Below are 23,917 nucleotides of genomic sequence, written 5' to 3' on the forward strand. Positions count from 1 at the left end.
GTGTAATGAATTAAGTTACCTGATAAACATTTCTAAATGTCACATATTTAATTATTTATAAAATATTATTAGGCAGTTTATTCTATTACACACCCTTAGTAATACTCCTTTTGCATAAACATCCACTTCAAAACTAAACCGGTCAGGTTGTGAAATATCGAATTTACCTATAATATTGCCATAATCATAACCTCGTCCATAAGTAAGATAGATACCTTTTTTGCCATGCAATTGTAATTTATCCGAATCCCAGTTAGTGCCAAGCTCACCGATGAATACGTTGGAGCCATTCAACGAAACGCTTCCGTAATCACCAAAACCGAGCTTTCCGTTAGCGAGGTAATCTCCGTATGGTCCGTAAATTTGCATCGACAAATCATTGTTAGGATCATCGCTCTCCCTGTTCCCAAATACTTTTACCTGCCCGTCACTGTCAACCTGTATCTGGGCATTAGTTGAATATGAAATGGTGATTAATAGTATAATAAAAGCTAAAAATATATTCTTCTTCATGATTTTTAAATTTATAAGATTTTTTATCAAGGTTTGTGTGCCTGCAGGATTTTATTTAACATGGCAATTTGGGTTTGCTGTTCTTTAATCGATTCCACCAAAACGGGGATTAAACCGATATAATCGACATGCAAGTAACCCTTTGAATCTTTTTCCACTAAATCCGGAAATACCTCCTGTATGTCTTCGGCTAAAAATCCAATCCGGTTCCTGTTTAAATTTTTCATTTTTTCTTTCGTAGTTTCCAGCAAGGCTAAATCATTTTTTTCTTTTTCCGTTTCAGGAGAAAAACCGTCTGAGTTCTGAAAATAACCTTCTTCTTTCAAATTATAGGTAACTCCTCTAACCCGTCTAATTTTTGAAGTCGGTTTTTTCAAGGATTGAATGTTCTCTTTAAACCTTTCATCGGAATTCAATATTATTCCGTCTGCGTAAACATCGGTATTAAAAGAGAATTTACGGACTTCTGTAAAAACATCATTAATCAATTCCCATTCAATAACTGCTTTTCCGATTATATTCCCGTAATCGTATCCCTGGCCCCATGTAAGATAAGATCCAGTAGAGCCGCAAAGTTCGAGTTGATCAGAATCAACATTGTTGCCAAGTTCACCAACAAAAATTCTTTTACGGTGTATTGGCATCTCATCAATTCCATAGGTTCCGAAACCGAGTCTACCATTTGCAAGATATTCACCGTAAGAACCATACACTTGCATCGATAAATCTTTGTTAAGATCATCTGCTGGCTTGTCACCAAAAATTTTTACGCGGTTGTCTTCATATACTTTCACCTGGGTAATACCGTGAAAAGTAAACAGAACGAAAACCGCAGTCATGTAAAATGAAATAGTTTTCATATTTTTGTAAAGTTTTATGAACCGGGGAGTGACTGCTCCCCAGTTCGGTTTATAAAATAACTGTTGCAACCCGGTTCTTTACAAAGGGCCGGGTTGCTTTTTGCCCTTGATAGTATATCGTGTTGCCATGCAACTATTGTTTTTTCAGCCTCTGCCGAAAAAAATTCTTTCTAAAAAATTCTCTCTCTCTGGAAATTGTGTCCGTGTCGTACCTGGTCAAATGTAAAAAAAAACGAATTTTGCAAAACTTCTGTCATCTTTCTGAGTTTTTCACCACCTGTAGGTAAACGAAACCGACGGGATAATTGGGAAAAGACTAACCTGCCGTAATTTTTCCCTTCATGTAGAAATAACAAGTTGTTATTGACAAGACAGTAGTTTGAATAATCTGGTTTAGGTTTTTCGCCGGTTGAATTTACCATTGGGCAAGCGAGGCAGTCTATTTTTAAACAGGATTTGTTTTGGCTGCTCATATTTGTCGAGTTTTTGCCTGCAAATCTCTTTTAGCTTCTCAGTCGTAACTTTGTTCTCTTTTCCTTCTACTACCAAAACCAGATGCTGGCCCAATGATTCATGCGGCAACGAAGAAATCAGGAACGGTTTGGAAATAAACGGTTCCAGTTTTTTCTCTAATTGCTCGGGCGAAAATTTTATGCCGCCGGAGATAATCACATTGTCGATGCGGCCCAAAATCCGGAAGGTTTTTTCATTTTTCAGTTGGGCGAGGTCGGTGGTTTGAATGGGTTGGTTTTCCAGTCCGGGCAGATAAATCTGCAGGCAGCCTTTGGCAGATAAACTCACGTGGATGTTTTCGAGGCAGTGGTACCAGCCGTTGGCTCCGGTTCCGTTGATTTTCCGCAGGGCAATGTGGGTGGCAGTTTCGGTCATCCCGTAACCTGACCAGCAGGCGGTGGATACTTTTTGCAACGTTTTTTCAAGCGATGCCGGAATTAAAGAGCCGCCAATCAGCAGCTTTTCAACATTCCCCAATAATCCTCCCTGTGCAGTTTCAGCTTTTAAAATTTTTGTTACCTGGTTGGGTACCATCGCCGCGAACCGGAATTTTTCTTTTTTCAAAAAGGCGAAATCGGTGGAAGGTTCGGTTAAATACAGGTCGAGTTCGCCCAGCAGCGCACGGACCACCATCAGTTTGCCGGCAATGTATTGCAGGGGCAGGCAGTGAAGAATCCGGTCGTGCTTATTTAGTTCAAAAAACTGCAGTGTGCGCCGGGCGCTTTCAGCCACAATTTCTTTTTGTAAACGGATGGTTTTGGGTGTGCCGGTGCTTCCCGAGGTTTTTACTTCTATGAAATTTTCATTGGAATACCACTCGTTTAAAAAACTGATGAGTTCTGCTTCCCGGTTTACTTCCGGATTTTTATGTTTAATGAGTCCGTTTATCGAAACCTGGGTTCCATTCAACATAATATGTTTTGGAAAAAGATTCATGGGCGAAAGAAATTTTCAGGAAAGTTGAAGTTCTTTTTAGAATTATGCCACAACTTTTCGTCCCGGATTTCGAGCGGCGATGGAATGTTGTTGATAAACAGCCCACCGGTTCCCAGGCCCTGATGGCCTTTTGCATTTTGCTGAAACGTCCACTGCGCGATAGTATTTAGCCCGATGTTTGATTCCAGGTAGGAAGTGACCCACCAGCCAATGGAGCGGGTTTTTGCTAAATTTATCCACTCCTCACAGCCTGAAAACCCGCCATGCAGACTGGGTTTCAGAATGAGATATTGTGGCCGGATAATATTGAGCAATTTTTCTTTTTCGTTTTTATCGTGAATGCCAATCAGCTCTTCGTCGAGTGCCACCGGAACCGGAGATGTTTTGCAAATAGCAGCCATCTTTTCCCATTGCCCGGCGGCAATCGGTTGTTCGATGGAATGAAGGTCGAACTGTGCCAGCTTCTGAAGTTTTTCGCTGGCTTCATCCGGTTGAAAAGCACCGTTGGCATCTACCCGTAACGTAACTTGGCTGGCATCGTATTTTTTTCGAATGCTACCGAGGATTTCCAGCTCCTTGTTAAAATCGAGACTGCCAATTTTCAGTTTAATGCAGCGAAATCCGGCTTTCAGTTTTTCGTGGATTTGTTGCAGCATAAAATCAATTTCGCCCATCCAGATTAACCCGTTGATGGGGATTCCCTTTTTTCCCTCGGAGAAATCAGAAGGAAAAAGGTTTTGGTGGCCTCCGTTTTGTAAATCCCGTAAAGCCGTTTCCAGGGCAAACCGTACCGATGAAACTTTTTTTACTGCCTCCGGATTTTTAAGAAAATAAGTTGGATTAGCACAAATATCGTTCAGCAGCCTTTCCACTTCTTCGGGCGTTTCGGTATTGAGCCCGGGCAACGGGGCACATTCACCAATTCCCGTTTTGCCGTCTTCTTTCAGAAAAAGGTACCAAACAGTGCGTGTTTTGTACGTTCCGCGCGATGTGGCTGCCGGACGTTTGAAGTGCAGTTCATATTTTTTATACCATGCAATCATTTCACCGAAATTAGTAAACCGATGCAAAAAAGCAAAGTGAAAGCGAGCGTGGAAAGTGCCAGCCGTTTCAGGAACGGGTCGAGTTCTTTTTCATTCCGGATGCGGAAGATTTTATGTAGATCAAACATAAAAATTGGAAATGTTATCCAGTAGATGAATTGCCACAGCGAATGGAAATGGTTCAGTGTAAACAGGAGGGCAACCAGCCATCCGCCCAAAATCAGCGACAGGTGGTAAAAACGGGCATTTCGGGCACCAATCCGCACCGGGATGGTAATCTTCCCGGAGTTCCGGTCGTTTTCGATGTCGCGGGTGTTGTTGAGGTTCAGCACGCCGGTGCTAAAAAAACCGATGCTAAGCGCAGGCAGAAAAACAGAAGCCGGTAATTTCCCGGCATTCAGGTAAAATACGCCGGCCACCGGCAGCAACCCGAAAAACAGGAAAACAAACAAATCGCCCAGTCCGATGTAGCCGTACGATTTTTTCCCGGCGGTGTAAAAATAGGCGGCAATCAGCGAAAGAATACCGAGTCCGATGAACCCGAAAAATGCAGCTTTTGAATGGTACCACGTTCCGGCATAAACCAGCCACGTGCCAATCAGCAGACTCAGCCCGCCAACTATGATCATACCGGTTTCCATCTCTTTTTTGCTGATTTCGCCGCTCTGCACCGTGCGGGTGGGACCGAGCCGGAATTCGTTGTCGGTTCCACGCTGGCTGTCGCCGTAATCGTTGGCGAAATTGGAAAAAACCTGGATGAGTGTGGCTGTAACAATCGCCAGTACACTCACCAATGGATCGATTGTACCGTAAAACCATGGCAGTCCGCATCCCATAATTATCCCTGAAAGGGCAAGCGGAAGGGTTCTCGGGCGGGCTGCTTTTATCCAGGATATTGGTGTTGCCATAGTTTTTATTTACGGAAACTTCGGATATTTTTGGAAATCGGGTTTTCGTTTTTCCAGAAATGCATTTTTCCCTTCCTGCGCTTCCTCGGTGAGGTAATACAGCAGTGTGGCGTTGCCGGCAAATTCCTGGATTCCCACCTGCCCGTCGAGTTCGGCATTGAGCCCCAGTTTGAGCATCCGCAGCGCCAGCGGACTGTGTTCCTGCATTTTTAGTGCCCAGGCCACCACTTCGTCCTCGAGCTGATCGAGCGGAACCACTTTGTTCACCAGCCCCATTTCCAACGCTTCGGCAGCCGAATACTGGCGGCACATGAACCAGATTTCGCGGGCTTTCTTTTGCCCCACGTGGCTGGCCAGATATGATGAACCGAGCCCGGCATCGAAACTGCCCACTTTTGGGCCGGTTTGCCCGAATATGGCGTTCTCGCTGGCGATGCTGATGTCGCAAACCACGTGCAGTACATGTCCGCCGCCAATGGCGTAACCGTTTACCATGGCAATTACCGGTTTGGGCATGCTGCGGATTTGGCGCTGCACTTCGAGGATGTTCAGTCGCGGAATGCCGTCTTTGTCGATGTAACCGCCCTGGCCCTTTACATTTTGGTCGCCGCCCGAGCAAAATGCTTTGTCGCCGGCACCGGTCAGCACCACCACATTGATGCGCTGATCCTCGCGGCAGATATTCAGCGCGTCACTCATTTCATTCACCGTGGTTGGCCGGAACGCATTCCGGTAGCGCTCGCGGTTAATGGTAATTTTCCCGATTCCGTCGAAGTAATCGAAAAAAATGTCCTCGTATTCTTTAATGGTTTCCCAGCTGCGTTTTGTATTCATAACTTAAACCTTAAATCAATTTACTTATTCAATCCAGCATTTTTAAGCAATTCCAATATTTGTTCTTTAGTGATATTTTCAAGTTGGCTTTTATCGTAAATATAAACCAGATAGATTTCTTTATGTATTTAGGAAATCTTCAACAGTTTGTTTTTCTATTTGTCCGTCCTTCATTTCTTTTACCTGACCGAGACTTTTTTGAAGTTCACCCAATGCTTTTTTTTCTGCTTCTGGAATTTCTACATAATCCAGCGTTTTTATAAAATTCAAAAAAGCCTGAAATTTACTTTCCTTGATATTTAATGTAAGTTGCCTCATAATTTGCGTTTTACTTGTTTAAAGTAATTTTCTTTGAAAAGTTTCACAAACTTAATTAAAAATTGAAAAATCAGATTGTTTTTGCAATCCCCGGTTGTACAATAAATTTCACGTTTTTCAGCATGGTTCAAATCTTTCATTTATTTCACCGGTGCTTTAGCCCGGTGGTTGTTTTTCAGCGTTTTTTGTGGCTTTAGCATTTAATTCTTTTAACGGCTAAAGCTCTTTAGCTTTTTGGTGTTTTCTGTTCACCGGGCTGAAGCCACGGTGTAAAATATACGGTTTTTCAATTCAACATACTGGTTTTAAAACCTACGTGCAAACCTCTTCTTTCACCGGGGCTTTAGTCCGGTGGGGAGGCAGATTGGCTATTTTTTTGCTTTAGCGTTTAATTCTTTTCAATCGGAATGCTTTACTTTCTTAAATAACTCCCGAAACGCTTTTGGGTTTACTTCAGCATCGGTAAAAATTTCAAGAACGGCGGCTTTGTGCTGGTTTTCAGAATAGAAATGAGCCAACTGTTTTTCCAGTTCTGTTTCGTTGACGGCACTGAAATAACCGAGCCCGAAAGTTTGCGCCATTCCTTTGGCGCTGAATTTATTTTCGGTGAAAAAATGTTCACGGAAAGCCGGCGATTCGCCCGGGCCTTTTATCATGCTGAAAATGTTTCCACCGCCGTTGTGAATGACAATGATGCGAAGGTTTTGTCCGATGTATTTGTTCCAGAGCGCGTTGGAATCGTAAAAAAAGGAAAGGTCGCCGAGGATGACAGTATTTATTTTATCCGATTCCGAAGCAAAACCAACTGCTGTTGACAGCGAACCATCGATTCCACTCACCCCACGGTTACTGAGATATCGTGTGTTTTTGACTGCTTCAAATAAAAGCGCGTAACGTACGGGCGAACTGTTTCCAAGGTGAACCACCGAGTTTTCAGGAATGAATTTTTGAATTTGGCTGAACACTTTTAAATCGCAGAATCCGGTTTCCTTTATGAAATTATCGCGAAGCAGGACTACTTTTTTTCCCTGCTTTTTCCAGTTTTCAAAAAAAGCTCTTCCTTTTGATTTCAAATGAGGTAAAAGTTGTTCGAAAAGAATCTCAGGGATGGAATCAATTACACGGGTGAGCGATTGGTAAGTATCGGCGTGTTGATTTGCTGTTGAAATGTGCCAGTGTTCAGCCGGGTTGTTTTTTCGCAGAAATTGTTTGAGCGGTTTGGAAACAAACGAACCTCCGAAAGTGATCAGTAAATCGGGCCTGAAATCTTCAGTTTTTTCAGCAAGCAGCGAGGTGATCAACAAATCCGGAATCCCGCAAAACTGCGGATGATTTAAATTGGCCAGGTTTTCTTTCAGAATAACGGCACCTGTTTTTTCCACCACTTCCACTAGAAGCTTTTCGAGTTCCGAATTTGGATTTTGCTGACCGGTGAGGATCAGAATTTTTTCGGAACGATTGAAGTTTTCAGCAAGCTCACGAAGTTCTGTTTCAGCTAAAACCGATCGTGTTTTTGTAGCTTTAATCACTCTAACTTGTGGCAGGTCTTCATCCAGCAAATCGTGCAGCGGTTCTTCCAGCGGAATGTTGATGTGCACCGGTCCGTACGTTCCCGAAACAGTAGTGTTTAGTGTTTCATTGATTTCGCGGCCGGCAAACCATAAATCTTTTTCTGTTTCGTTCAGCGGCAGGGTAATCTCTTTTTTTATGAAATCGCGGTAAATGTTGTTCTGCCGGATGGTTTGGTTTTCCAACTGGTCGATCCAATAGGGCGGCCGGTCGGCAGTGAGCACCACTACCGGAATGTTTCGGTAAAAAGCTTCGGCCACGGCCGGTGTGTAATTTAGGGTAGAAGTTCCTGAACTGCATACCAGTGCCACCGGCTTTTGAATCGATTCGGACAAACCGATGGAAAAATACCCGGCGCTGCGTTCGTCCACAATAGTACGGCAGTTAAATTTTGGGTTGGTGGCCAGCGTGTGAACAATCGGTCCGCTGCGCGATCCCGGCGAAATGATGATGTCGGTAATTCCTTTGTCCAGTAAAATGGCCGCCAGTTGCTGGATATGTTTTTTTGTTGAAATCATCTGTTTTGCACTGTTTGGATGGCCGATAACAGGGTGGTGGCTTTTTTGTTGGTTTCTTCCCATTCGTCTTCCGGCACCGACCGCGAAGTAATCCCGCCACCTGAGTATAAAATGTACTGTTCCGGCCTCACTTCCAAACAACGCAAATTTACAAATAATCCGACATCCCCGTTCAGTCGCCACGGACCGATATAACCCGAATAATACCGGCGGTCGTGTTTTTCAATTTTCGGGATGAACCGGGCAGCTTTCGATTTCGGGAAACCACACACTGCCGGGGTAGGGTGGAGCTCGGCCACAAAATCACCGAGGTTGCAATCCAGTTTTTTGGCTGCAAACCTGAAACTGGTACTGAGGTGGGCTACCTGTCCGCTTTCCAGCGTGTCCGGGCCTTCGGTAATGTACGGGTGAATATTGAACCGGTAAAATACATCGAGGATGTAGCGCGACACAAAAGCCTGTTCCTCAATTTCCTTGGTGTGCCAGGAGTAATCGCCGTCATCTCGGCGCGACTGCGTGCCGGCCAGTGAGACGGTTTCAAGCATTTTGTTGTCCGATTTCAGCAAAACTTCCGGTGTGGCACCCATCCACAAACCGGCTTGTGTTTGGCCGGTGCGTGCCGACGGCAGGTTCACGAGGTAAACAAATGCATTGGGAGTTTGCTCAAAAAGTTGAAGATATACCTCACCAATCGATTCCGATTTTCGCTGAAAAGGAATCAACCTGGAAATAATCACTTTGGCCAGTTTGCTCTCTTTTATTTTGCCAATGGTGGTTTCAATGTCTTTTAAATAGTCTTTTTTAGAAATAATGAAAGGCGGCTCCGGATGCACTTCTTCCACTTTTTCGTGTTGAAGGGCTTCACAATCAATTTTAAGAATTTCGCCGATTCCTTTTTTGTGGATACCCGGTTTTAGAAGCACGAGTGGTGCATTTTCGCTGATGTTGTAGGGTGCGAAAACAAAACCTTCCTGTCCGTTCAGTTTTCCCAGCTGGTCGGGTTGAATGAGCCCTTCCTGCGGGGCTACCAATATTTCGGGGGTGTTGCTTCCGGGCATCGACCACAGGGCAAACGGGCAGTTTTTTGCGAGCAGGTTATCGATAAAAAGGGCAAAATCTTTTCTATTTGTCATTCTTCTTTACAATCATGTTTGTAACGCGGACGGTTGAAATCAGCCGGCCTTCTTCATTTTGTATATCAACATTCCAAAGGTGGGTCTTGTTTCCGCGGTGAATGATTTTTGCCGTGGCCCGTGCTTTGCCCGTTTTCAGTGTGCCGGTGTGGTTTCCAGAGACCTGGCTGCCGAGCGCATCAAATTCGTTTAAATCGATGATTAACATACTTCCCAAACCAGCCAGCGTTTCGGCCATGGCCAGGTTGGCACCGCCGTGCAGCATCCCGTCGGGGCGGCTGTTTTTTTCAGACAATGTGAAGTATCCTTCCACCAGGCCGTCATCAATTTTTGTCACTTCAATTCCCAGGTTTTCGATAAGGCTTTTCTGCATCGCCTGGTTGATGATTTCAAGTGGCGTATTCAGATCCAATAAACTAAAATCCATAATGTGGTATTCAAAAAAATGAAAATCAAAAATACGATTTCCTTTTTACTGTGCCAGTGTAAACCGGAAACTCACGCCAATATTTGTATTCGATGTGGGGAAAGAGAGTGAAGTGAACGGATTGTTCATCACTTTATCGAAAAACACACGCAGCTGAAAGCGGTCGCTGAGCATGTAGTCGGCAGTGGTTTTAATGGAAAACGCACTTTGTCCGGCGGTAATCTGGTCATCGTTTTCCACAATTTTACGCAGCACGGTTTTGTTTTTCCGGTACGAGAGGTCGGCCCGCAAATTCAAATCGTTGGAATAGGCTTGTTGCGAATTTTTGGTTTTTATAATCAGATCCATTTGCGTAAACCGGTAGCCAATTCCCATGGTGTATTCATTGCTGAGTACTTCGGTTAACTGGTTATTGGCAAATGACAACGTAAGGTTTCTGGAGCGTTTTATTTCGGCACGGGTAGTTAAATCATTGTTCCACATAATGTCCACGTTAATGAGCGGGCTGAAAGTTTCTGTAATGCTCACCGAGTTGAAATCGTAAGGCGGAATAAAGTTGTTGGCGATGTCGCGCACGTAACTGAACCCGTCGCCCTGTTCTTCGTAATTGAGGTTGGTGATGAAAGACCCCACGTTGTAGCTCGAGCGGTAGGAGTGGGTGAAATTAAGCGAACGCATAATCTTGTTTAGCCCCGGAATCTGGGAAACCATTCCCTCGTAACGGATACGCCAGTTGGGGCGGATAAATTTAATGGACGGGAAAAGTCCCAGCGATACATCGTGTGGATCTTTGTTTTGGTAGGCCGCCAAAAATGCCGGTACCATTACTTCCACCGAGTTGGGGCCGTAGCCATCTGGGAACCCGGTTTCTGGGTCAACAGCTGAAGGATCGTAGCCAAAACCGTTATCGGGGTCGCGTTGAGCTGCGAGGCGACGGGCAATAATTTGCCGGTAATCTTTAAATTTTTCAAAAGTTTCCGATGGGTGCACTTCTCCTTTACCCATGGAAAAAAAGGCTGTTCCCCAGGTGAGGGTTGACATGCTGAAGTTTCCTTTTTCAGTAAGACTGTTCGCGTTAAAATCGCCTGTTTCGGGGTTATAGTTGTAAAATTCGCTGATATTTTTTGAGAACGAGCGGTCGGCAGTCACATCGATGCGGAGGTCGGGCAGTGGTTCAATGGTAGCCCTGATGCTGAAACGTTCGTTTTTGGTAAACATGTACGGCATGTTCAGTGTGGAGTCGGTGGTTATCCAGCCGTTTTCGGCTGCCCGCCGTGCGAAATTGTAATCCTGCCATCCCAGCAGGAACGGCGCTCCGGGGGCAAAGCTGCTGTTCATCCGTTGGTTAAACAGGTCGCGGTCGGGGGTGTAATTTCCGGCACCAAAAGCGCTGGGTTCGGGCAAATAACCGGGCAGTACCGTTCCGCCGTTTACGCTGTAGTTTACTGATACGGTACGAACACCAATCAGCATGCGGGTGGTTAAATCGAGCATGTCTTTTAAGAATGTCTGGTCGCCGGGCTTCCCGGTAACTTTAATCTGTGCCTGGTCGGCATTGGCAAGGGGAGTAAACTCGATGGTATTGGCATCAACGATATTGGTATTTCCGCGAATAAGCTCACCATCGACTCCGGTGGCCACCACATTCACTTTTTTGGTGTTCAGGTTATGTGTTACCGTTTCTGTTTCGCCTTCAGCAAGTTTTACATTACTTGAATAGGTTTGTTCCTGTTGAGGTTGGGGTTGTTGTTGCTGTCGGTTTTGAGTCCGGCTGCCGCCACTGCGCCGGTTTAAACTGGAGCGTCCCCTGCCGGTTCTTCTGAATTTCCGGTCCAGTTCCTGAAAATAGGGCACTTTATTGTACAAACTCTGCAGGTTGGCATTTCCGGTTAACTGAATGTTCCGCGAGTTTTGAATGCGGTTCCCGAGGTTTATGGTGTCGGCAGTAATAGGTCCTGCCTGCCAGTCGTAAGTTCCCTGGTAGCGCACCGAGGATGAAAGAAAATTCAGGAACTGAATCTGGTTGATGGGCAACCGGTAGGTAACATTCACATTGTGGTTATAAAGTGTTGGCCTTCCCAAGTTCCATAAGTTGGTCATGATGGAATCTTTAATCATGTCATAATTATCCATATCGCGGTTAATCCTGCCTTCGGGCTCATCGATGCGCGAAGTGCTTCTCGACGAAAAATCAACTTTCAGCGAGCGGGTAACATCGTAGCGCAAATCGAAAAAGCGGTTCCATAAAAAGTCTTTTTCGTAGGTTGCCGGGAGAATGAATTCCGGGTTGGTAACATTTCGCGACTTGATTTCGTGGTAGCGCCGTGTGAGGTCGGTCCGGAAAGAGATCTGGGTAGGCAACGGATAAAAATTGAAATTACCCAGCAATTTTAGCGGCCCTTTCTGCAGCAGGCCAATATTGTTGAATGGCTGAACGATTTCGGGGCGGCTGCTGTAGTTATAGGAGAACATCCCACGGTAGGTTTTGTCGAGGTTGTATTCGGTGTCAATATTCCGCCTGAAAATTTCGTTGTAAGAGTATGACACAGCAAAGTTTTCCGGATCCCAGAGGCGTACTTTGGTTTGTTCGCGCTGCGGTTCTATTTTCACGTTGGTGAAGTTCAGGCTTTTCCGGGTTACCAAATCCTGTGAAATATTTTTTATTGAATCCCTTACGTTATCGTTTTCGGCATATTCCAGCGATTTGTCGAGTTCAATATCGGGTTCCAGCGGGTTGTATTTTGGGTTACTTACACTGCGTGAATAGCCGTAGTACATGGGCAGGCGTACTCCTGCTTTTTCGGGGAAGAATTTGCCCAAATCTATGGAAGAGGATACATCAAATTCATTTATGTCATCCAGTTGCCGGTTGTTAATATTCTGGCTAATACTACCAAATCCGGAAGAACGTGTTCGGCCTGCTACGGTAACACTTCCCAAATCCGCCAGGCGTGTTGTAACCCGGGCGTTGGCAGCCCATCCCCCTTCTTCGTCAAAATCAGAAAGGCGCATTTCGTTTACCCAAACTTCCACTGCTTTGGGGCCGGTGTTAATCTGGCCTTTTTTGTTCCGGATACCCATCATTACCACCTGCACATTTCCGAGGTTGGGGCTTCCTTTAATTTTAACCTTGTTTTTATTTTTGTTCCATCCCTGGTGAACGGTTTCGTATATATCCTGAATTCCAAAAGTGGAACCTGCCCTCCTCACTTCGGCATTTCGTTCGAGTTTTGCATCGGTGAATATTTCGAGAGGGATATCCAGCCTGTTTTCATCGGGCCAAACGGCGTAGCGGTCGCTTTCAATATCATCGTTGTACCTTCCGGGCGGAGTAAGCTTTAGTGGTACTTCGTACTCGTAATAGTTGTAGTTATAATCGGAACCAATCCGGATAAAAAAGTGGAGTTCATCGTCATTTAGCGGGTACTCTTCTATTTCTTCAGCATGTACTTCCAGTTTCAGGCGTTTGTACCTTCTGAAATCCATGTACAATGATTTGTAAGCGGCCCGTGCATCGCCCTGTTCGAGGCCGGTTACTTTCAATACCATCGACTGCTCGTTGAGCTGGCGAAGTTGCGGGTTGGCAGGGTCGATTACGCGGTCGATTCCCGGGGGCAGGATGTAATTAACCGGTTCCCTGTTCCCGTTTTCTTCAATGTTAACAGCCGAAACATCGAATTCTGCATTGGGTGAGAATACATCGGGTTCCTGTCCGATATCGCGGGTGTACCTGCGCCAGTCGGATCTTACAAGATCGAGGGTTGCAAAGCGCAAAACCACGGGTTTTTCGAATCCGCGCATGAACATACGTAAAAACCGAATGGACTTAAAATCGCGGATATTGCCCACTACCTTGTCGGGGTCGCGTACCGGAATTTTAAACTGGTACCACTTTACATCGCCCACCTGACCGTTTTTCAGCTCCACACGGCTTTCTTTTATGTCGGTAATATAGTTTTCGCCCAACTGCATGTCTTCTTTGCGGATGTTCACTTTGTACTGGTAGTACCGCTCGTTTTCATTTAAGGTGTTGTCATCGTTAATGTCTTCAATGTCCGGGAGTGATGAAGCTGCTGTTGGGTATGATTCCGGCGACATTTCGGTGGTTGGAGAATTTCCATCGGGACCGTTGAAGTTTTTATAACGTTCTAATATGCTCAGTTCCCTGTCGTCGTAATCCGAGCCCCGGTAGTAGTGAAAATCGTCGCCTGACGGGTCATTTAAATATTCTTCATAAATATCATCGTAAACCAGTCCGCTGAGTTGATTGAGGTAATCCTCGAAAAAAAGTTGTTCATCTACGCTGCTCAATCCGTCAAATCCAATATCCTGGTATCTGCGCGATTCCGGGTCGTTATCGAATGCATTAACGAGCGATTGCAGGGTTGAAATACGTCCCCAGACTGTGGTATCCACATTAGTCACCAGCTCTGATGTTGGCAGGCCCTGTTCAAAAGCTTTTCGCGAGTCTTTCAGTATGTCTTCCGAAATATCGCCCAGGTTGAAATAGAGTTCGCCGCCCTGATGTGTTCCTGCCGTATCGTTTACAAAAGGATCCATCACCCAGAATTCAATAAATTCGATATTGGAGTTTTCAAAATCGCTGGTTTCAATTTCGCGCATAATACCGCCCCAGCGCGTTTTCGGGTCTTTTAACGAGCCGTCAGGGTTTATCCCGCTCGAATAATCTGTGGGGTGGGTGTCGTAGTTATAAGGTCCGCGTTCGTTGGGATAAAAGGCCAAATCTAAAACCGGGATATTTGTCGGCTGGCCAACAGGGGACTCTTTTGCCGGGAAAATTTCTTTTTCGAATACCTCGCGAACCAGGTGGTTCGATTGCATCTCCTTGTCGTTTCTGATATGGTCGGGTGTGAGGCTGTTGTTCCGCAGGAATAAAGGATCGATGATATACCAGGCCAGGTTGGCGCGGTTGAACCCGTATTCGGGCGAATTGGTGAGGTTTCCTTCGGGGAACATTTCCGGCTGGTATTGGGGTGTACTTGCCATTACCCACGATTGCCTCGCCTTCAGGTTGATGGTTGTTTTTGTGCCTTCAAAATCATCAATATAGGCATTCCCGCTCTTTTCAATAACACTTGAATGGCCCGGGATTAACTGGGCAACTTCGGCTTCTACATCGATTGAAGATGGGGTGTTGGTGCTGTAAAACGGGAGCGCATCCACAGCTTTGGTCAGCAGCATGCTTTCGGTTGACCAGCGGCCATCTACCCCCAGCATGAGGTTGGAGATGGGGTCTTCGCCGTAGTCCACTTTTTGGGTGAGCGGGCGTTCCTGCATGTAAAGGGCGGTGGCACCAATGTTAAAATTGTCGGAAAAAGCATAATTGGCGTGTGCTCCAAGCAGGGTTTTCCGCTGCATGGTAAAAAGGTCTTCACTTTCGGTAGAAACCTGGATGGGGGTTCCTGCTTCAAGCAGTGCCTCGTTAATAATTTTCACCTGGCCCATCGTATAATCAACCGTATAGTCAACATTCTCAACCAGTTCGCGCCCGCCTGCAGTAACTTTTACCGATCCCTGGGTGAGGTTGAGCGTTCCCAGCGGGATGTCGGAACCCGAGGCACCTTTGTAACTGCCTGTTAGTCTATACTTGTTATGTTCTGCATCCTGTTCGGCAATCACTCTTGTTGAATCGTAGAGCGAAGTGAAGGCAAATTCTTCAATGAGCGCGGGGTCCTGAATGGAATCGGCCAGGTGGCTGCCAAAAGGTTCTACCACCGGGAAAATAATCCGCCCGCGGTTTGAATTCACGGTAATGCCTTCAATGTAGTCGAACCTCCCGTCTTTGTAAGGGTCCATCTGTTTGTTCAACTTGTCGAGGTTCATTACTTCGAGCAATATATGCCCCTGCAGCCTTCCTTTGGGCAAGTAGTTCAGATACGTACCTGTTGAGTCGTTCTGGTACACAATATTCAGGATGAAATCTTCAGGGGTTAGCTGGTAAGCGTCGAGGTTGTAGATGTTTTTCATCATCAGGTCCCAGGTTGGCAGGTTGGGCGACAAATTGGTTCCTTTCAGCAATTTAAGTACCAGTGTTTTAGGGGCATTAACACCATCGGTAGAAAATTCTCCCACCTGGAAAGTTTTGCCATTTGAAGTATAGCTGAAAGCTACCGCCAGCACTTCGTCGGCGTTTAGTGCCGTATTTAGTGAAATATAACCCAATCGTTCGTTTACAGTGTATTCCGATTCGCTCAGTTTGCGCGCCTGTTCAATTTTTTCAAAATCCTGACCACCTACAAAAGCGGGGCTGAACTGTGCCATTACCGATGTAATAGCTTGTGTGTTACGGATATCGCTGTAGGTCGTGGTCATTTCGTAGTACAAGCCATTGGCATCGTTAAGCGGGAAAATATTTTCAGGATAAGCAAGGCCTGTATTTTCCTGGAATGCCGGGATATCGTTGTAAATATGCGGATTGTGCTCCCCTAAATCCTGAAAAGCGATAATATTTCGGGATTCAGAAAAATTATTGGACTTATTGGTGACCCAAATTTCAATTTTGTTGATGTTGATAGGCGAAGTGGGTACCGCCGTGTTTTGCAGCCATTTGTCGTAGTTGTCGCGGAAATACTGCGACAGGAAAAAGTGCCTGTTGGCATCGTAATCGGCTGACGAAATTTCAAAGTTGGTAATTTGCGCTCCGCCCTCAGTTTCAATGGTTTTTGATTCACCTTTGTGTTGAGAGAAAAGCGTGGTGAGCGAGAGGCGGCCAAACTGCATTTCGGCTTTTACACCAAACAGGTTGGAAGCGCCTGTTATGAGGGTACCATTGAGCGGGAGTGAAACATTTCCGGCCGAAATACTTTTAATAATTTCGTCTTCTTCACCGGTATATTCCAGGTTCATTTTGTTTTCGTAGTCAAATGTGGCCTCGGTGTTGTAATTCACCCGCATGTTCATTTTGGTACCAATCTGGCCCATCACGTTCATTTGAATTTTCTCATCAAAATCGAAGGTGGGTACTTTCCTGAGTCGCTCAGGAATGGCGGGGTTTTCGGTGGCATTCATCTGGTACCCGAAGCTCACTTCCACATATCCCTGCGGCTGAATGTTTACTGTATTTCCACCAAAAACGCGGTTAAATGCTTCGCCGCCAATGGTGAGCTTTGGGATGAGGCCTCCCTGTTCATCCAGTTCATGTTGCCGGCTGCGTTGTTTCCAGTAGTTTTTTATTGATTTTTCAAAGTCGTAGTCGATGTATTCGTCGAGCGACATGGATTGCGGAAGCCTGTAATTCAGGTTCCCAATTTTTTCATAAAATATGTATTCTCCTGTTTCGGGGTCGTATTCTATTTCAAAATTAATGTTGCTGGGTTTATTCAGAAATATTTTCGAGGTATCTTGCGAAGGTGGTCCAAATGCGGGCTGGTCGTTAAACGGGAAGGGCAGTGTGCCCGTGGTGTCAATTTCAACGGTATCCTGCTGCAAAACAAGCGGATCAGCATCAAATGCTGAATTGCCAGCACTACTAATTCCGGATGCTGCAAGCAGGGAGGTGAGCACGTATATGAAGCCTATTTTCCTGAAGATACGGGCGAATTTCATTCCTTTTTTATAACCTTTTTAACGCTCTTTTAATCACACTTTCCACGGTTGCATCCGGATCTTCCCGAATAATTTTTGATACAACCTTATCTGCATCTTTTTTGGCAAACCCCAGCATGACTAAAGCAGATAACGATTCTTTCCGGGTTGTATTGTCTGCTGAAATTAAAATTTGACCGGTTTCGGAAATTTTACCGAATTTATCTTTTAAGTCAATAATTATGCGCTGCGCGGTTTTGGCGCCAATCCCCTTAACTGCTTTTAAAACATCGGCATTCCCGGATGTTACTGCTGCCGATAATTCATCGGGGTTCAGCGACGAGAGCATCATAATGGCCGTGTTGGCACCAACTCCGTTTACCGAGATCAGGTTCCGGAAAATTTCGCGCTCCCGTTGTTCGGCAAACCCGTAAAGAATATGGGCATCTTCGCGAACTACCTGGTGGATGAACAGGCTGGCCTCTTTTTGGCCGTTTATTTTACTGTAAGTATTTAACGAAATATTGATGAAGTAGCCAACCCCTGCGGTTTCTACAACTACACTGGCCGGATTCAGGGCAGCTACTGTTCCCCGGATAAATTCGTACATGAGTAAAAGAGTTTAAAAGTTTTGATCGTCTTCCGCTTCAATATCAACACCTTCGTCTTCCTGGTTCGATGTGATATCGTATTTCTTTAAAGGATTTTTTGTGATTTCTTCGTGCATTTTCCTGTTTTTGTGAATATCGAGTGCCAGGTAAAGCGCCTGCCGGAAAGAGTCGGGTGAGGCTTTGTCTTCTCCTGCAAGCGAGTAGGCAGTACCATGTGCCGGTGATGTGCGGATAAACGGCAGGCCGGCAGTGTAGTTCACACCTTTTTCAAACGATGAGAGTTTGAAGGGGATGAGGCCCTGGTCGTGGTACATGGCTAAAATGGCATCGAATTTTCTGTAGTCTTCAGCACCGAAAAATCCATCGGCCGGATAAGGACCAAGTGCAATTATACCTTCTTTTTTTGCCTGAATAATGGCCGGTAAAATCACCTCGTTTTCTTCTTTACCGAGAAGCCCGTTGTCACCGGCATGCGGGTTCAGCCCGAACACCGCAATGCGTGGCCGGGTAATGGCAAAATCTTGTTGCAATGCCCTGGAAATGATCCGGATTTTTGACAGGACCGTTTCTTTGGTAATATGGGCAGCTACTTCGGAAATGGGCAGATGGGTGGTTACCAGGCCAATTTTCATGGTTTCGCTAACCATTAGCATCAGGTATTCTTTGGCACTAAATTTTTGGGCAAGAAATTCGGTGTGCCCCGGGAACTTGAAATTTTCGCTCTGGATATTGTCTTTGTTAATTGGAGCTGTTACCAACACGTCAATCAGTCCTTCTTTTAAATCGGTGGTGGCACGGTCGAGGGCCATAAAAGAAGCCTCGCCGGCAATTGGTGTTGATTTCCCCAGTTCAACCCGCACATTGTCGTCGATGCAGTTTAACACATGCGCTTTGTTTGGCCCTGCTTCTGCAGGAGTGCGTACATGGTTTAAACTTAGATTGTTAATATTAAGTGCCTTGCGGTGATAGGCTGCTACTTTTGGCGACCCGTAAATAATTGGGGTACACATTTCCAAAATACGCGAATCGAGCAGCGTTTTCATTATTACCTCGTAACTGATTCCGTTAATATCGCCTTGTGAAATTCCTACTTTTATTGTATTGCTCATTATGCTGTATTCTATCGTGTTATAATTAAGTCTTTTAAAACGAGCGACAAAGTTACGTTTTTAATTGAATTTTTTCAAAAAGTGACAGAGCAGCCGGGTGCCAAAATCATTGCCGCCTTCGGTACGGCAGGCAATTTTTTCGTGCAGGTAGGCAACGCCGGCGGTGCCGAGGTGCAGCCAGGGATAACCGGTGAAATGCTCGAGAAATTTCCCGGCTATGGAAGTCTGGCCTTCGCGGGTGCCCAGGTTGTTTAAAAAAACAACCGGCTTTTCATTCACTGCATTTCCCGGTTTCCATTCAAGAATGTTGAAAGTTGGCGGATCGATGCTTCCCTTGTTCACGGCCAGCAGGCCGCCCATCCGCAGGGCTTCAATTTTTTTCCGGTTAAAAATTTCAACCTGAAAACCGGCCTCTTCTCCCAGCCTGGCAATTTATTTCGAAAAACGTTCGGCGGTAAGATAGGAGAGCGGTTCGTTAATCAAATTGCGGGAGTGAAATGCGGCTTCGGTGTTATTTATCAGTTCGTTGATTTGTTCTGCTGAAACGGCATCGTCTGCCACAAAAATTTCATGCGGAATGTAATCATCCTTTTTCTTTATGAAAAAAGAAGATGTTTGGATGCCTGAAAAGATAAGCTTCCTGTTCCTTTTTTAATTTTTTTTCGAGATACGTTTTTTCTGAATCGGCAAAAGCAAGTGAGGAAATTTGTTTTGAATTGGCAATTAAAAAAGCCGTTGTTTGGTTTTCTTTCAGTTCCTGTATTTTTGAAATTTTTGGTAGCATGGTATTCTTTATTATATTGTTTTTAATCCCAATTCTTTTAAGAATTTATTGTGTTCCTTTGTCTTCTTTTCAATGCGTTCATTTATCGAATTCAAGCGCTCATTCACTTCGTTTAAATCAACTGATATTTCATTAGCTGCTGTACTCACATATCTCGAAATATTCAGGTTGTAACCGTTCTTTTCAATTTCATCCATCGACACTTTTCGTGAATAGCGTTCCGTTTCCTTTCTGTATTTGTAAGTTTCAACAATGGATTCAATATGTTCTTTACTCAAACTGTTTTGGCGTTTTCCATTTTCAAAATGCTCGCTGGCATTGATGAACAGAACATCTTCTTCTTTCTTGCACTTCTTCAATACAAGAATACAAACGGGAATTCCGGTTGAATAAAACAATTTGGAAGGCAAGCCGATAACCGTATCAATATTATTATCTTTTAAAAGTTTAGTGCGGATACGTGCTTCTGCTCCGCCACGGAATAAAACACCGTGGGGCAAAATGATTGCCATCGTTCCTTCACCACTTAAAAAATGAAAACCGTGTAAAAGGAATGCAAAATCAGCTGCTGATTTTGGAGCAAGTCCATAACTTTTGAAACGGAAATCTTCTGCCAAAGTATCGTTTGGTTCCCAACGTAAACTAAACGGTGGATTGGCAACTACTGCATCAAATTCCATTTTTTTAGCCGGGTTCATCTCGTTCAGAATATCCCATTGGTTGAGTAAGGTGTCTCCGTGATAAATTTCAAACTCGGTGTCTTTCATCCCATGCAAAAGCATGTTCATCCGGGCGAGGTTGTAGGTGGTGATGTTGTTCTCCTGACCATAAATCTTACCTACCGTTCCGTCATTTTCTTTGATGCGTTTCCTTACGTTCAATAATAATGAACCAGAACCACAAGCAAAATCCAGTACCTTATCCAGTTTCTTTTTTGGGCCGGTAGGATTAGCCGGGTCTTGTGCATCCAGCGTAACAATTCGGGATAGAATAGTAGAAATTTGTTGAGGCGTATAAAATTCACCTGCTTTTTTACCCGACCCTGCGGCAAACTGACCAATCAAATATTCATATGCATCACCAAGCGTGTCGGTGTCGGTAGAGAAATCAGCAATACCTTCTGCAATTTTTTGAATGATGGTGCAGAGCTTTTTGTTTCGGTCGGTAGATGTTTTACCCAATTTTTCGGAATTCAGGTTAATTTCCGAAAACAAGCCCTGGAAAGAATTGTCAAACGATTCGTTTTCTATGTATTTAAACCCTTTCTCCAGTGTTCTAAGCAAATCTCCATCTTGTGTACGGGCTAGTTCGGTGATGTTATTCCACAAAAATTCCGGTTTCACCACATAATGCACTTTTCTGCGCATTTGCTTTTCAAAATCCACCACATCATCCGGGTTTTCTTTGTACCATTTCTCCAAGGGTGGTTTTACCTTAAGTTTAGACAATACGTCCGGTGGGGTATCGTCCGGGTAATCCCTGCCCAATTCCTTTTTTGCAGACTCTTCGTAATTGGTCGATAAATATTTTAAAAACAGGAACGAAAGCATATAATCACGAAAATCATCTGCATTCATTGCTCCACGCAGTTGGTCTGCTATCGCCCAAAGGGTTTTACCGAGTTGTTGTTGTTCTTTTTGTGTCATTTATTTATTATTCTATTTTTAAAAAAGGGGCGTTAGCCCTAATATCTTCGTAGTAGTAGCCAATTCAAACAATGGTAATTTAGGGGCGTAGCCCTGATATTTATGCATTATCATACCATTCAAATAGATATTTTGGATCATAATCCACATCAAATTTCTTCAAAAACGATAAATATTCTTCCTTAAACGATTGTTTTCTGTGGTGTACAGGTTGATTCAGCACATATTTCACAACTTTATCAATATGCGACTTTGAATAGGTAAAAGCCCCGTAGCCATCCTGCCATGAGAATTTACCGGGTATGTATTTTTTATTATTTAGCCAATTTGATGAGCCTGATTTTACCTGTTCCATTAATTTTGACGGGGCAATTGTTGGGTGCATCCCAACAAAAATGTGGGTATGGTCGGGGTTGCAATATATGGCATAGGTTTTACATTTGTGATTGGTAACTATTCCACACATTATTTTTTCTAATTCATCCCTGAATTTTTCTTTTATAAAATTTTCTCTACCTTTTACCGAGAATACGTATTGGGTGAATAATTGAGTATATGTATTTGCCATTTTTTATTCTTTTATATCAGGGCTACGCCCCTTTGGTTATATCATCCGTTATTTTATCTACTAAGATTGCGGGGCTAACGCCCCTTTTGGGTCCTAATTGGTTTATTGTTTTTGCCAGGGTTTTTGGGCCAACACCCCTTTCATTTGTTTGTTTATTTTCTTTTAAAAAATTTTTTAAGCTGCGATCCAATATACTTTTGTCAACAAAAATCAGGGGCGTAGCCCTGATATCTTCGTAGCATAATTTGGGTGTGAGACAATTCAGGGGCGTTAGCCCTGATATCTCCTTTATATTATATGATTTATTCAAATTCATCATTATTTAATCATTTTCGGAAACAACCCCTGCATCAAACCTTTTTTATGCTGTTGCAATTGCTCTATTTTCTCCGACTGTGCGGTGATTAACGCATCCAACGCCGAAAGACAGGAGGCGATTTTTTGTTGTTCTATTTTGGAAGGAATAAAGACAGTATAATTCAGCATTGAATCCTTATCTCCGCGAGGCATTTTTACTCCTTTTGCACTGTCCATTACATAATTTATGAATTTTTCATTTTTGAGGATGAATTCTAAAAACTCATTTAGCACTTCCGTACCTGAACGGAATACAATCACGTCATTTGAAGCCCCACCAACTTTATCAGACTTCCATACTTTTTTTAAATAAGGGCGAATGTTTGAAATGAGAATATCACCAATTTTAAACTTCGTGAAATTGCCAGTTGCAGGTAGTTTTGAAGCGGCTGAAACTCCTGAAAAATCTGGCAACATATTCTCTGTGCTGATGTATGTTTCAATATTTAGCTTGTTGATAGAAATTTTCTCACTTACTATAAATGCAACTTCTTTATCCCCCAACTTTTTCTTACTCCACTCCCCATCCCCCTCAAACTCCGGAAAACGGTAAGGTGGTATTCGGGGAGATTGCGGGTCGGGCCCGCAATGACTGCTATTGGCGGGCGGGAAAAGGTTTTGCATCAAGCCTTTTTTATGGTCCTTGAGGGCGTCCAGCTTATCGTTGTGGGCGGTTATCAGCTCATCTAAAGAAGAAAGGCAGGAGGCGATTTTTTGTTGTTCTTGGGGATTTGAAGGAATTTCAATAGGAAAACTTTGAAGAATTGGTAGTCTCAATGAAAGAACTGTGGACTGAACAGCTTTTTGAGATATTAGATTACTTCTGTGAAACATTGAATAATAAACAAACTGACCAATACAAGAAAAATCTTTTAGTGCATATGCCCTTTGGTGGAGGTTAAATTTCCCTTCATAATATTTCGGAATAAAACGCATTCCTTCGCCAGGAATTATCACCGCTTCACAATCAAATATGTAATTGTTAGTTGCCTTTATAATTTCAGAACGGTCAAACAATGGATAAAGACCTTCTTCAATATGGTCTTGTGCATTCGCTTTACCATTCGTTATCTCACAAACATCACTTAGTTCTTTTTCCTCCCACACTCCATCCTTCACAAACTCAGGAAAACGCAATTCGGGTATTAATTTATTCTCTTTACTCATTGTCTGAATTTGGATTTTTAGGATTGGATGATTTTAGGATTTCTGTTTCAGTTGATGATGTGCCCCTATCATCCTTTAATCTTTTTAATCTTAATTCGGACGTTTTTTTGTATTCTTTATTTTCCACGTGGTTAATGTTGTACACTCTTTTAAATTCCAAACTTTAATGGGTAAGTTATATGCCTGGCAATAATTCATGGCTTGTGCCAAATGTACATCTTCCATTTTGGTCAGTGCTTTTAATTCGACCATAATGACATTTTCCACAAAAAAATCGACCCTCCGTGTTCCGATATCAAATCCTTCGTAATAAATGCTCATTTCCATTTCACGCTGGTAGTCCAAACCTTGTTTTTGCATTTCAATAGCCAATGCACGTTGGTAAATCACTTCTTGAAAACCATTGCCCAATGTGCTGTGTACTTTCATCGCACAGCCAATTATCTTACGCGTTAAGTCTTCGTGTTTCATATCCTGTTTCATTTGTCTGAATTTGGATTTTTAGGATTTCTTTATTGGATGATGGATTAATCTTATCATCCTTTAATCTTTTTAATC

General features: G+C 43.9%; 21 protein-coding genes. All 21 read right to left on the reverse strand.

The features are described 5' to 3' along the window. Positions 1-51: 51 nt before the first annotated feature. The 21 genes from ACTCNA_RS12430 to ACTCNA_RS12530 all read right to left on the reverse strand — a co-directional run bounded on the left by ACTCNA_RS12430 (position 52) and on the right by ACTCNA_RS12530 (position 23,830). Entirely contained in the window at positions 52-513 is a 462-nt protein-coding gene (locus tag ACTCNA_RS12430; RefSeq protein WP_462948242.1) for a hypothetical protein, read from the reverse strand. Between the two features lie 26 nt (positions 514-539). Next, positions 540-1,373, reverse strand: coding sequence for a tail fiber domain-containing protein (locus ACTCNA_RS12435; RefSeq protein ID WP_462948243.1), 834 nt, complete (start codon positions 1,371-1,373; stop codon positions 540-542). 393 nt (positions 1,374-1,766) lie between these two features. Next, a complete protein-coding gene (locus ACTCNA_RS12440; protein WP_462948244.1) occupies positions 1,767-2,798 on the reverse strand; it encodes an AMP-binding protein in 1,032 nt (343 codons plus the stop codon). Positions 2,799-2,818: 20 nt separating this feature from the next. Then, the gene (locus ACTCNA_RS12445; protein WP_462948245.1) at positions 2,819-3,865 is read right to left on the reverse strand and encodes an o-succinylbenzoate synthase; all 1,047 of its coding nucleotides are present in this window, start codon (positions 3,863-3,865) and stop codon (positions 2,819-2,821) included. Next, complete coding sequence (gene menA, locus ACTCNA_RS12450) at positions 3,862-4,773, reverse strand: 1,4-dihydroxy-2-naphthoate octaprenyltransferase (protein ID WP_462948246.1); 912 nt, start codon at positions 4,771-4,773, stop codon at positions 3,862-3,864. The genes ACTCNA_RS12445 and menA overlap by 4 nt, the downstream gene beginning before the upstream one ends. Before the next feature lie 9 nt (positions 4,774-4,782). Beyond that, entirely contained in the window at positions 4,783-5,607 is an 825-nt protein-coding gene (gene menB, locus ACTCNA_RS12455) for a 1,4-dihydroxy-2-naphthoyl-CoA synthase (protein WP_462948247.1), read from the reverse strand. A 120-nt stretch (positions 5,608-5,727) separates the two neighbouring features. After that, positions 5,728-5,925: a hypothetical protein gene (locus ACTCNA_RS12460; RefSeq protein WP_462948248.1), complete on the reverse strand. Its 198-nt coding sequence runs from the start codon at positions 5,923-5,925 to the stop codon at positions 5,728-5,730. 398 nt (positions 5,926-6,323) lie between these two features. Further along, positions 6,324-8,012, reverse strand: coding sequence for a 2-succinyl-5-enolpyruvyl-6-hydroxy-3-cyclohexene-1-carboxylic-acid synthase (gene menD, locus ACTCNA_RS12465; RefSeq protein ID WP_462948249.1), 1,689 nt, complete (start codon positions 8,010-8,012; stop codon positions 6,324-6,326). After that, a complete protein-coding gene (locus ACTCNA_RS12470; RefSeq protein ID WP_462948250.1) occupies positions 8,009-9,145 on the reverse strand; it encodes a chorismate-binding protein in 1,137 nt (378 codons plus the stop codon). The genes menD and ACTCNA_RS12470 overlap by 4 nt, the downstream gene beginning before the upstream one ends. Then, positions 9,135-9,572 (reverse strand): PaaI family thioesterase, encoded by a 438-nt coding sequence (locus tag ACTCNA_RS12475; protein ID WP_462948251.1) that lies wholly within the window; start codon positions 9,570-9,572, stop codon positions 9,135-9,137. Before ACTCNA_RS12475 ends, ACTCNA_RS12470 begins: the two co-directional genes overlap by 11 nt. Positions 9,573-9,617: 45 nt before the next feature. Next, positions 9,618-17,138: a T9SS outer membrane translocon Sov/SprA gene (gene sov, locus ACTCNA_RS12480; RefSeq protein WP_462948252.1), complete on the reverse strand. Its 7,521-nt coding sequence runs from the start codon at positions 17,136-17,138 to the stop codon at positions 9,618-9,620. A 7-nt stretch (positions 17,139-17,145) separates the two neighbouring features. Then, a complete protein-coding gene (gene ruvA / locus ACTCNA_RS12485) occupies positions 17,146-17,727 on the reverse strand; it encodes a Holliday junction branch migration protein RuvA (RefSeq protein WP_462948253.1) in 582 nt (193 codons plus the stop codon). Between the two features lie 12 nt (positions 17,728-17,739). Beyond that, complete coding sequence (pdxA, locus tag ACTCNA_RS12490; protein ID WP_462948254.1) at positions 17,740-18,837, reverse strand: 4-hydroxythreonine-4-phosphate dehydrogenase PdxA; 1,098 nt, start codon at positions 18,835-18,837, stop codon at positions 17,740-17,742. Positions 18,838-18,897: 60 nt separating this feature from the next. After that, entirely contained in the window at positions 18,898-19,269 is a 372-nt protein-coding gene (locus tag ACTCNA_RS12495; RefSeq protein WP_462948262.1) for a hypothetical protein, read from the reverse strand. Then, positions 19,270-19,398 carry a hypothetical protein gene (locus ACTCNA_RS12500; RefSeq protein ID WP_462948255.1) on the reverse strand — a complete coding sequence of 43 codons (129 nt, stop codon included), beginning with the start codon at positions 19,396-19,398 and terminating at the stop codon, positions 19,270-19,272. Between the two features lie 22 nt (positions 19,399-19,420). Further along, a complete protein-coding gene (locus tag ACTCNA_RS12505) occupies positions 19,421-19,621 on the reverse strand; it encodes a hypothetical protein (RefSeq protein WP_462948256.1) in 201 nt (66 codons plus the stop codon). Between the two features lie 11 nt (positions 19,622-19,632). After that, positions 19,633-21,267: a type I restriction-modification system subunit M gene (locus ACTCNA_RS12510; protein ID WP_462948257.1), complete on the reverse strand. Its 1,635-nt coding sequence runs from the start codon at positions 21,265-21,267 to the stop codon at positions 19,633-19,635. A gap of 100 nt (positions 21,268-21,367) precedes the next feature. Next, positions 21,368-21,835: an IS200/IS605 family transposase gene (gene tnpA, locus ACTCNA_RS12515; protein ID WP_462948258.1), complete on the reverse strand. Its 468-nt coding sequence runs from the start codon at positions 21,833-21,835 to the stop codon at positions 21,368-21,370. 22 nt (positions 21,836-21,857) lie between these two features. Then, on the reverse strand, positions 21,858-22,154 hold the full coding sequence (locus ACTCNA_RS12520; RefSeq protein ID WP_462948259.1) for a hypothetical protein: 297 nt from the start codon (positions 22,152-22,154) through the stop codon (positions 21,858-21,860). Then, on the reverse strand, positions 22,154-23,359 hold the full coding sequence (locus ACTCNA_RS12525) for a restriction endonuclease subunit S (protein ID WP_462948260.1): 1,206 nt from the start codon (positions 23,357-23,359) through the stop codon (positions 22,154-22,156). The genes ACTCNA_RS12520 and ACTCNA_RS12525 overlap by 1 nt, the downstream gene beginning before the upstream one ends. 90 nt (positions 23,360-23,449) lie before the next feature. Beyond that, a complete protein-coding gene (locus ACTCNA_RS12530) occupies positions 23,450-23,830 on the reverse strand; it encodes a GxxExxY protein (protein WP_462948261.1) in 381 nt (126 codons plus the stop codon). Positions 23,831-23,917 lie beyond the last annotated feature (87 nt).

This window comes from Tangfeifania sp. (assembly GCF_055108615.1).

Coding starts and splice junctions, on each gene's coding strand:
- ACTCNA_RS12430 (WP_462948242.1), bottom strand. CDS start 513: ATGAAGAAGAATATATTTTTAGCTTTTATTATACTATTAATCACCATT.
- ACTCNA_RS12435 (WP_462948243.1), bottom strand. CDS start 1,373: ATGAAAACTATTTCATTTTACATGACTGCGGTTTTCGTTCTGTTTACT.
- ACTCNA_RS12440 (WP_462948244.1), bottom strand. CDS start 2,798: ATGTTGAATGGAACCCAGGTTTCGATAAACGGACTCATTAAACATAAA.
- ACTCNA_RS12445 (WP_462948245.1), bottom strand. CDS start 3,865: ATGATTGCATGGTATAAAAAATATGAACTGCACTTCAAACGTCCGGCA.
- menA (WP_462948246.1), bottom strand. CDS start 4,773: ATGGCAACACCAATATCCTGGATAAAAGCAGCCCGCCCGAGAACCCTT.
- menB (WP_462948247.1), bottom strand. CDS start 5,607: ATGAATACAAAACGCAGCTGGGAAACCATTAAAGAATACGAGGACATT.
- ACTCNA_RS12460 (WP_462948248.1), bottom strand. CDS start 5,925: ATGAGGCAACTTACATTAAATATCAAGGAAAGTAAATTTCAGGCTTTT.
- menD (WP_462948249.1), bottom strand. CDS start 8,012: ATGATTTCAACAAAAAAACATATCCAGCAACTGGCGGCCATTTTACTG.
- ACTCNA_RS12470 (WP_462948250.1), bottom strand. CDS start 9,145: ATGACAAATAGAAAAGATTTTGCCCTTTTTATCGATAACCTGCTCGCA.
- ACTCNA_RS12475 (WP_462948251.1), bottom strand. CDS start 9,572: ATGGATTTTAGTTTATTGGATCTGAATACGCCACTTGAAATCATCAAC.
- sov (WP_462948252.1), bottom strand. CDS start 17,138: ATGAAATTCGCCCGTATCTTCAGGAAAATAGGCTTCATATACGTGCTC.
- ruvA (WP_462948253.1), bottom strand. CDS start 17,727: ATGTACGAATTTATCCGGGGAACAGTAGCTGCCCTGAATCCGGCCAGT.
- pdxA (WP_462948254.1), bottom strand. CDS start 18,837: ATGAGCAATACAATAAAAGTAGGAATTTCACAAGGCGATATTAACGGA.
- ACTCNA_RS12505 (WP_462948256.1), bottom strand. CDS start 19,621: ATGCTACCAAAAATTTCAAAAATACAGGAACTGAAAGAAAACCAAACA.
- ACTCNA_RS12510 (WP_462948257.1), bottom strand. CDS start 21,267: ATGACACAAAAAGAACAACAACAACTCGGTAAAACCCTTTGGGCGATA.
- tnpA (WP_462948258.1), bottom strand. CDS start 21,835: ATGGCAAATACATATACTCAATTATTCACCCAATACGTATTCTCGGTA.
- ACTCNA_RS12520 (WP_462948259.1), bottom strand. CDS start 22,154: ATGATGAATTTGAATAAATCATATAATATAAAGGAGATATCAGGGCTA.
- ACTCNA_RS12525 (WP_462948260.1), bottom strand. CDS start 23,359: ATGAGTAAAGAGAATAAATTAATACCCGAATTGCGTTTTCCTGAGTTT.
- ACTCNA_RS12530 (WP_462948261.1), bottom strand. CDS start 23,830: ATGAAACACGAAGACTTAACGCGTAAGATAATTGGCTGTGCGATGAAA.